General features: G+C 29.3%; 8 protein-coding genes. All 8 read left to right on the top strand.

Features of this window, described 5'->3' with window-relative positions; genetic code table 11:
• The first annotated feature begins 45 nt into the window (after nucleotides 1-45).
• The 8 genes from L950_RS12660 to L950_RS12625 all read left to right on the top strand — a co-directional run bounded on the left by L950_RS12660 (nucleotide 46) and on the right by L950_RS12625 (nucleotide 6,826).
• Nucleotides 46-240: a hypothetical protein gene (locus L950_RS12660; RefSeq protein WP_021189921.1), complete on the top strand. Its 195-nt coding sequence runs from the start codon at nucleotides 46-48 to the stop codon at nucleotides 238-240.
• Nucleotides 241-245: 5 nt separating this feature from the next.
• Entirely contained in the window at nucleotides 246-590 is a 345-nt protein-coding gene (locus tag L950_RS12655; RefSeq protein ID WP_021189920.1) for a hypothetical protein, read from the top strand.
• A gap of 140 nt (nucleotides 591-730) precedes the next feature.
• Nucleotides 731-1,633: a hypothetical protein gene (locus L950_RS12650; protein WP_021189919.1), complete on the top strand. Its 903-nt coding sequence runs from the start codon at nucleotides 731-733 to the stop codon at nucleotides 1,631-1,633.
• 242 nt (nucleotides 1,634-1,875) lie between these two features.
• Nucleotides 1,876-2,352 carry an XkdF-like putative serine protease domain-containing protein gene (locus L950_RS12645; RefSeq protein WP_021189917.1) on the top strand — a complete coding sequence of 159 codons (477 nt, stop codon included), beginning with the start codon at nucleotides 1,876-1,878 and terminating at the stop codon, nucleotides 2,350-2,352.
• 32 nt (nucleotides 2,353-2,384) lie between these two features.
• Entirely contained in the window at nucleotides 2,385-3,032 is a 648-nt protein-coding gene (locus tag L950_RS12640; RefSeq protein WP_021189916.1) for a hypothetical protein, read from the top strand.
• A 2-nt stretch (nucleotides 3,033-3,034) separates the two neighbouring features.
• Nucleotides 3,035-3,946, top strand: a complete 912-nt coding sequence (locus tag L950_RS12635; RefSeq protein ID WP_021189915.1) for a hypothetical protein — start codon at nucleotides 3,035-3,037, stop codon at nucleotides 3,944-3,946.
• 88 nt (nucleotides 3,947-4,034) lie between these two features.
• Nucleotides 4,035-4,562 carry a hypothetical protein gene (locus L950_RS12630; RefSeq protein WP_021189914.1) on the top strand — a complete coding sequence of 176 codons (528 nt, stop codon included), beginning with the start codon at nucleotides 4,035-4,037 and terminating at the stop codon, nucleotides 4,560-4,562.
• Between the two features lie 392 nt (nucleotides 4,563-4,954).
• Nucleotides 4,955-6,826 (top strand): hypothetical protein, encoded by a 1,872-nt coding sequence (locus L950_RS12625; protein ID WP_021189913.1) that lies wholly within the window; start codon nucleotides 4,955-4,957, stop codon nucleotides 6,824-6,826.
• The last annotated feature ends 1 nt before the right edge of the window (nucleotide 6,827 follow it).

Raw genomic sequence — 6,827 nt, 5'->3', positions numbered from 1 at the left:
AAAAGTTACTGATTTGTAGATATTACATCCAAAGCAGGTAGGGAATTGGATAAATTAAAAAGGTTAAATACAGATATAACAGAAGGAATAAGAACACAAATAGAGATTTTAAAAGCTCAAGGGGGGCAGGAAAAAGAAATTTATAATTTAAGTATAAAAGAAATAAGGATAAAAAGAGGTGAATTAGAAGAAGTTATAAGCTTAACAAAAAATATACAGCTGAAGAATTTAAACAATTAAAAAAGTTGAATGAGGAACAAAATCTACTATTTGAAAATGAAAAAAATAGATTAAATGAAGCAGATAAAAGAAAAGCAGATAAAAGAAAAGAAGAAGCAGATAAAGCTAAAGCAGATTACTTACAACAATTAACTCAATTAAAGGGGTATTTAAAAGAAGCTGAAAAAGTAACATATGCTTCAAATAATAATGCAAGAAAAGTTGAATTAAAGAATCTAAATGATAAATACAAAGAGCAAATTGCTTTAGCTAAAAAGTTGAATCATGATATCAGCAAGTTGGAGATATCCCAAAAAATTGAAAGAGATTTGATAAATAGAAGTATGATGATGAGTACTTTAATTATATAAAGAACAACCAATCACAATTTTTAGATTCCTTCAGTAAAGAGTATTTAGAAAGTATTAAAAGTTTCAATGAGCAAAAGAAAAATGCAACAAATGAGCAAAAAGCTGATTTAGATAATAGATTGAATAACCAACTAATCTACTTGTCTAAAATTCAACAATTAGCTTTATCAACACGTGAAGCTGAGAAAGATTTGTTGCTGTCTGAAAGTGCTAATGAAGGAAATGAAAAGGATAGTTATAAACTAAAAAAAGCACAGTTAGAGGCTATTTACACAGCGCAAAAAGACCATGATGAAGTGATGTTGCAAAATGCAATTGATACAAAAAATCTTGAAAATAGTGAGTTGGAAAGAATTTATGTTGAAGGTCAAGCACGTATGAAGGAATTAATGCAAAATCCTGAAATCAATGCTTTTGATATTAACATTTTGCAAGCCGAATTGAATGCACGACTATCAGCAATTGATACTAATAATAGAGCTATAGAAGATATTACTTTACAACATAATCTAAACATTCAAAAAAATGAAAAAGCGCATGGTGTTGCAAAGAAAAAGTTATTAGCTGAAGAGAAGAATGTTAAATTATCTAATCTTTCCGTAATTGCTGATGCTACATCAAAAGCAACTGAATTGTTAGGTGAAAGTACAGTAGCAGGGAAGGCTATGGGTATTGCTACAGCAACTATAGATACTTATGTTGCAGGTGCAAAAGCTATGAAAGAAGTGCCCTATCCATTTAATTTTGTGGCACTTGCAACAACAATAGCTTCAGGATTAGCTACAGTAAAAAAAATAATATCTGTTAAAATACCTAATACGAATGATACATCTTCAGCAGTTGCAGGTGGTGGAGGTAATACAGTACAAGCACCTGTTATTAACAGTACCATTTTAAAAAGTAGTGAAAATGGTACTGATTCATTAGCTTCAACAATAGCAGAAAAACAAGATAATCAAGTTGTTAAAGCTTATATCACTAATTCAGATTTAGAATCCAACCAACAAAAAAATGATTTTATAAACCAAATATCTAGATTCTAAGATTATCATATTCAACATTTTTTAACCTCTACCAATAAAGTAGGGGTTTTTTATGCTTTAATATTTATATAAAAAAATATATGGATAAAAAAGTATATGAATTAAAAATAGATGCAGAACAAGGTTTTGATGTTTCGGTAATAAGTATTGTTACAGAGCCAGCGACAGAAGAAAGTTTCATTTTTCAGTAAAGAAAAGGTGTTGATAAACAAGCATTTGCTGTTGAAGAAGAAGAATATGAGTTGCATGGAGTAGCAATGATACCTAACAAAAAAATAGAAAGATTTAATAAAGTAACTAAAGAAGTTTTTGAAGTTTTCTTTACCGAAAAAACTATTAGAGACATAGCAAAAAACTATTTTAAAAAAGGATATCAAACACAAATAAACCTACAACATACTAACACTTTTATAGATGCTTATGTATTTTCTTCTTTTATAGTAGATAGAAAAAAAGGCTTCAACCCTCCTAATACCTTTAAAAATGCTGTTGATGGAACTTGGATAGTAGGGGTGCAATTAGATAAAAATGCACCTGAAAGTAAAACAGTTTTTGAAGCTATTAAAAAAGAAATTTTTACAGGATTTTCAATAGAAGGGTATTTTGTAGACCAATTAACCAAAAATTTTAATGCTGATTATACTGATTATTTACATGCATTAAATGAATTAGAAAAAGAATTAGACCTTATTCTTTTAGAAAATAACATAAAAATATAGCTCATAATATTTATTAAAAAATAGATAGAAATATGAGTAAAAATATTTTAGAAAGACTTGAAGATAAATTTAATTCGGTTATGAAATTTTCTAAATCATCTTTCACTTCAACTACCCTAGAAAATAGTGATACACCTGTTGAATATGCTTCAAATGAAGTCGGTGTAAAAGTATATGTAGGAGGTTCAACAGGTTCACAGCCAGCACCAAATGATACTTATAAATTACCAAATGGTGATGAATTCGTGGTTGTTGATGGTGAGATAACAGAAGTAATTACTGTTGCAAATGCAGGTGAAGAAGTTGAGATGAAAGAAGAAGATGAGGATGAAAAGAAAGTAGATGAAGTAATTGAAGAAGTTAAAGCTGATGAAGATGAAAAGGTTGAAATTGATTTAACACCTGTTGAAGAAGTTAAAGCTGATGAACTTGATGAAGTAGCTGAATTGAAAAAAGAAATTGAAGAATTGAAAAAAGCTTTAAATGAAAAGTTTTCAAAAGCAGATGCTGAAAAGATTGATGCTGAGTTAACAGCAATGAAAACAGAAATTTTAAAAGCAATTACAGAAGAATTAAAAAAACCTGCAAGTTTCTCAAAACAAAATGCAGAAGTAAAAGAAGAAGCCACTGAAGATAAATTTTTGATGATGGCTAGAATGAATAAAAATAAAAATAAATAAGAATGGGATATAATATTAGTGCATTGCCAAAACATATTTTGCAATCAGAAAACACAGAGAAATTTTTAACAGCCTCAATTTTAGGGTCACAAACATTAGACTTTTTAAGTGATGCAGGTAGCTTTACAGAAGGCTTAATTGGTGGTACCGAACCTGTTAACATTATGAAAACAGATTTAGTATACCAAGACGGTAAATTATGTAAATTAGAAGATTTAGGTTCTGTAACATTAACACAATCAGAGATTTACGTAAAACCTATTGCATTCATGCAGGGATTTTGTTCATTGGATTTGAACCCTACTTGGAAGGGCGAAGATATGAAAGCTAAGAAAAAAGGTAAAGTGCTTGATGAGATTACATTTGCGGATGCAATTATAGAAAATTTAACTGCTACAAATAAGAAAAATATTGAAAGAAATATTTGGCAAATGAAAGTGGATGCAGGAGATGCTTCGTCATTTGACGGCTTTTTAGAGCAATTAAAAACAGGTACAGCCCCTTTAGGTACAATTGCACCTGCTTTAAAAGTTTATGAAAAAATTATTGCTGGATTTTTAGCAATGCCTACAGAAGTGACTGGTGCAGAGGATTTTAAAATCTTCATTGGTTCTGATTTATACAATCAATATGTTGCTGAGATTTCAGCTTTAAACTTATTTAATGCTTTAGCACCTGACGCAGTTCACGGTACATCAGCAAAATTTTTAGTTGTGGATGGTTTAAATGGTACTAAAAAAGCAGTTTTAGCTAGAGCAAGAAACCTTCAAGGTAAAACAGATATTACTAGTGAAGGTGCTGATTTACAATCATTTTACGTAGAAAAAGAAGATACTATGTACTTAAGAAACAGATTTGGTTTAGGTGTAAAACCTGTTTTCATAAATGAGATTGGTGTATTAAACTTAGCTTAATCAGTTAGAAATTAGATAAAAAATAGAATTAAAAGGGTGGTGATAAATACATCATCCTTTTATAAATAAAAAAATAATATAAATATATATGGCAAATTGCGGAGCAAGTTTATTAGCATATGCAGAACAATGTGGGGAAAACTTAATTGGTGGAACCAAAAATGTGTACATGATTGCATACGGAGACTTAAAAAATATAGAAGGAACAACACAAGTATATGCATCAGCAGACGGTGTAGTTTCAGAAATTAGTTTAGAATTATCTAAAAAATTCGTAAAAGTTGAGGTTATCAACAAACAAAATAATGTAACAGATACATTTTCAGTTTCTGAAACAGGTATCATTTCAGGTACTTTTGCTTACACAACTCAATTAGCTGGTTACTCTAAAGAAGCTAATAAGTTAGTTTCAAGCTTATTAGGTCAGCCAGTAGCTATTATCTTAGAATTAGCAAATGGTAGTTTAGTTGTAGGGGGCTTAGAAGGTGGTGTAAAATTAACTGAATCAGTTGGTACTATTTCAGCTTCAGAAATGGGAAGAACTTTAAACTTTAATGGTGAAATTTACGAACCAACACCTTTATTAGATAAAACAATTTTAAATACATTAATCTAATACATAATTAATTAGGATAATGCAAGGGGCTTAATTGCCCCTTTTTTTGTTCTCATAATATTTATCTAAAATAGAAAATGATACTAGATAAAAATAATGATAGTAACAGACTTTTATTCAATTCATCTTCTCAAATAATTGAAGGTAATGTGATATTGATATTAACAAAAACAAGTTCATCCAAAAAAATGAATTTGAAATAACACCTACTAAAATAACAGATAGATATGTTGAAATCAATGATATAGAGTTAAAAGAACTTGAATCAGGACAATATAAATATCAACTAAATACTGTTGTAGGTGAAAAAATTGATGCTGGTTATTTAAGGATAATAAAAGATGAAGAAGAAGATGTTATTGAGCATCAAAAAGTAGTAAAGAAAGTAATTAATGGTAGAAAGAGATAATAAAAATATAGATAGTAATGAATTAGCATACGCATTTGAATCATTTGCAAGACATATTACGCCTTTACCAATTGAACCTAAAGAAAATAATGATGATAAGCACGTAAAATGGGGTGAAGATAACTTATATCCTAATTTCTTAATTGATATTGCTGATAAATCAGCTTTGCACGGTTCTATTTTAAATTCAAAAAGTAATTATGTGTATGGTGATGGTGTTGTAGACAAAAAATCAGGTGAATTTTTGGCTGATTTGATGATAAATGAAGATGATACATTGCAGGAATTAGTACAAAAATGTATAAATGATGTGATGTATTTTAATTCATTTGCTGTAGAGGTAACATTTAACTTTTTGAATGAGCCACATATGTTTTATCATGTGCCTTTACACCATGTGCGTATGAATAAGTCAAAAACTAAATTTTTTGTGAATAAAGACTGGAAGTTAACACCACGTACATTTCTTTCTTATCCAAAATACCAACCAAAAAATAATGATAATACAGAACCTAAGATATTTTACTTTAATAGTTACAATGTATCTGTAAATAATGTATATGCAAGTCAAGATTATAAATGTGTAGAGGATGCAGTTACAGATATGCTAATTAGTACTTTATTCAAAAATAATGTAGCAAATGGTTTTTCTTTAACAAAAGTGGTGAAAACATTTAAAGGACAGGGTAATCAGGAGAGTCAAGATAAAACCAGTAAAAAGTTTCGTAATATTTTTTCAGGAATTGAGGGTGAAAATATGTTGATTGAGTTCAACACACAGAATGAAAAAGGCTTAGAAATTGATACTATTGAAGCTGATGATTATGCAAGTAAGTTAGTTGAAGTCATTAAAAAAACAGAAAGAAATATCTTAACAGCTCATTCAGCTACTTCAAGCATATTATTTGGGGTTGAAAAAGAGGGTTCATTGGGTAATGCTACTGAGCTTGAAAATGCTTATCAATTATTCAAAGACAACTTCGTAAAGAATAAAAGAAATGAAATTGTATCAGCATTTAATAAATTATTTCAAGCTTCAGATTCAATTCCAACCATCAACATAAAGGATAAAGAAAAGCTTTTCAAAACAGAATTAAGTTCTGTTACAAAAGAAAAAATAATGACTATCAATGAATTACGTGTTGAAAATGGTCTTGAAGCAATTGAAGGGGGTGATAGATTTATTGCAGTAAATACAGTAGTAAATACAATCAAAGAAGAAACACAATTTTCTAAAAAAAAAGATGACGAATTAGATAGTTATTCAGCAACATTAGAAGATTTTGAAAAAGTTAAATACATAGGTTCAGATAAAAATAACTTCATAACAATTGGTAAATCTCAATTCTCAAAATCAGGTAAATACGAATTTGCAAGTGCGTGGGCGAGTATAGAAGAATACTTATTAGAGAATCAAATTGTGGGGTTGACTATTGATGCTGTTACAGCTAAAATATCTGAAGAATTAGAATATACGGTATCAAAAGATGATGTTAGAAATGCTATTGATTTATTAAAAAATGCTGGTTTAATCAATAGTAAAGAGAATATAGGAACAAAAACAATATCCACTACACCTAAAGAAATTGATGGAACAAAAATAGAGGTGTTCTATGATTACGTGAAAAGAGATGAAGCAGAAGGTAATACAATTCTTCCTACCACCCGACACTTTTGCAAATCAATTATTGATTCCAATAAATATTTCTCAGCTGTTGATATTCAAGCCCTTAGTAGTGCTTTGGGTTACAGTGTAATGGAATTCGGGGGTGGTTACTGGAGAAATAAAGACACAGGTGAAGTAAATAAACATTGTCGTCATTTTTGGCAACCTGTAAAAGTATATAAAAAATAAG

Origin of the sequence: Sphingobacterium sp. IITKGP-BTPF85, assembly GCF_001006065.1 — a bacterium.
GTDB classification, from domain to species: domain Bacteria; phylum Bacteroidota; class Bacteroidia; order Sphingobacteriales; family Sphingobacteriaceae; genus Sphingobacterium; species Sphingobacterium anhuiense.
The sequence above is the reverse complement of the archived record's forward strand: the minus strand, read 5'-3'. Positions and strand labels throughout refer to the sequence as shown.

What these genes read in the sequence shown, in the direction of transcription:
- L950_RS12625 (WP_021189913.1), top strand. Translation starts at nt 4,955, where the DNA reads ATGGTAGAAAGAGATAATAAAAATATAGATAGTAATGAATTAGCATAC.
- L950_RS12630 (WP_021189914.1), top strand. Translation starts at nt 4,035, where the DNA reads ATGGCAAATTGCGGAGCAAGTTTATTAGCATATGCAGAACAATGTGGG.
- L950_RS12640 (WP_021189916.1), top strand. Translation starts at nt 2,385, where the DNA reads ATGAGTAAAAATATTTTAGAAAGACTTGAAGATAAATTTAATTCGGTT.
- L950_RS12635 (WP_021189915.1), top strand. Translation starts at nt 3,035, where the DNA reads ATGGGATATAATATTAGTGCATTGCCAAAACATATTTTGCAATCAGAA.